Source organism: Bradyrhizobium sp. Leo114 (assembly GCF_055229415.2).
On sequence record NZ_JBUYEN020000153.1, the window covers coordinates 1 to 1,745 of the forward strand.

The 1,745-nt window shown below is 56.3% G+C and carries 2 protein-coding genes; both read left to right on the forward strand.

Features of this window, described 5'->3' with window-relative positions:
- A partial coding sequence (locus ACZIRK_RS45085) for a hypothetical protein (protein ID WP_474419826.1) occupies positions 1-201 on the forward strand: 201 nt, incomplete at its 5' end.
- 452 nt (positions 202-653) lie between these two features.
- On the forward strand, positions 654-1,376 hold the full coding sequence (locus ACZIRK_RS45090) for a winged helix-turn-helix domain-containing protein (protein WP_165435661.1): 723 nt from the start codon (positions 654-656) through the stop codon (positions 1,374-1,376).
- The last annotated feature ends 369 nt before the right edge of the window (positions 1,377-1,745 follow it).

The window sequence follows — 1,745 nt, forward strand, 5'->3', positions numbered from 1 at the left end:
GCGATCTTTGCCTTCAGCGCCGCGTCGATTTTCCGTCTCGTCTTCTTCATGGTCCGCTCCGTTTATCAAAACGGAACGGCATCCGCACCACCTAAGCCGCTGGTCCAAAATCCGGGGTCCACTTCACACTGGATATATGGCTTTGTCTCCTTTCTTTGTTTGTGCATCTATGTACTCGTGTGGGGCCGTGAATCGCAATGAGGGGGATGTCCCGATCGGTGTTGAACTACGTCGGCCCGACGTAGTTCAACAGCGATCGGGACATCCCCATGCGATGGCTCTGGACATCGAACAACGCTGACGCGTTGACCGCATACCCACAGCAACCACAGCAGACGATGCCTCTGGCATAGCCGCAGGAATAACATCAGAAGCGGCCACATTTCCAACTAACAAAACGGTTCAAGCGGCTCTCGCTTCGCGTGTACGAAGTCGGCGCGGACATGACGGCTAACGCTCGTGGCTAAGCCGCGACCTTTTGACTCACAGGCGGACATCTGGCGCGATTTTTTTTCGTTCCCATGGTTGTAGGCATGATGGCCACAACTTTCGTACTGCTCCCGCCGCTCTCGTCTGGCGCTTAGGCCACCAATGTTGGGAAAGCGACTTGCAGTCAGATGAAGAACAATATCCGTTGCACGGAAAGGAGATACATGAACCACGCCTACAAAATTGGATGCATCACTATCGTCGATAATGATCTCAATCTTATCCAGACGATGGACGAATATTTGAGAAACAACAACTTGTGTACGGCCTTGGTGCGTACCCGCGAAGAAGCGCTGACCCGCTACAACAACGATGAGGTCATCATTGTAAATATGGACCTCGTCCGGCACAACGGATTCGAGCTCCTGCGTACTCTCCGTGATCGAGGAGATGTTCCCATTATTGTCGTAGGGAGCCGACGGGATGAGTACGATGCTGTGACCTGGCTGAACTCCGGTGCCGATGAATATCTAACGACACCACTGTCCATGGCTCGGCTTCTCGCTCACATCAACGCTCTGAGCAGGCGCCGGGTTCGCTTCACAGCTGGAATGAGAAGCCGCGCGCAGGGCGCACGATGGCTCTTCGCGGGGTGGGAGCTGCGCCTCAAATCTCGAAAACTCTATGATCCTTCAGGCCGGGTGGTACCCTTGACTGCGGCGGAATATTCGCTCCTGGTGACCTTTGTTGAATCAGCAGAACGGGCATTGTCGCGAGAATACCTACAACGGGCCACGCGTGTGCACGGAGAAATACTCGATCGCAGCATAGATGTTCAGATCCTCCGTTTGCGTCGCAAGCTTGAAGGAGATGCGCAGGCTCCCCGATTGATAAAAACTGTGCGTGGAGTGGGTTACTCGTTTACGATGCCGGCTGCCCGCGCTTGAAGTCTTCCTCGTGATAGAGATCCGACGCGCCAACTGACGCCGGCTGCCGCTCAGCGGAAGGTCAAGTCAGATTATGACGACGGCGCTTCTGCAGTGAGATAATCCGGTTGAGCAGCGCGCGCTGGCGCGCCACCGCCTCGTCTTCGTCCGACTTCAACACAGGTTCTGTCTGATGGGCCTTTGCGCCCGCGAATGTACGATCCCCCGCCTCGTGCTCGCACCGTTTCCTTATTGCCCTCATGGGCGGCGCTTCGCGAGCTGCTTTCAAAAAAATGGTAGGGCCCGCCGCCAAGCGCGCTGCGGTCGCGCATCTGCAGGCCGTCATGAGCCTGTCGGAACGGCGGGCCTGCTCGATCGTGGGCGCGGATC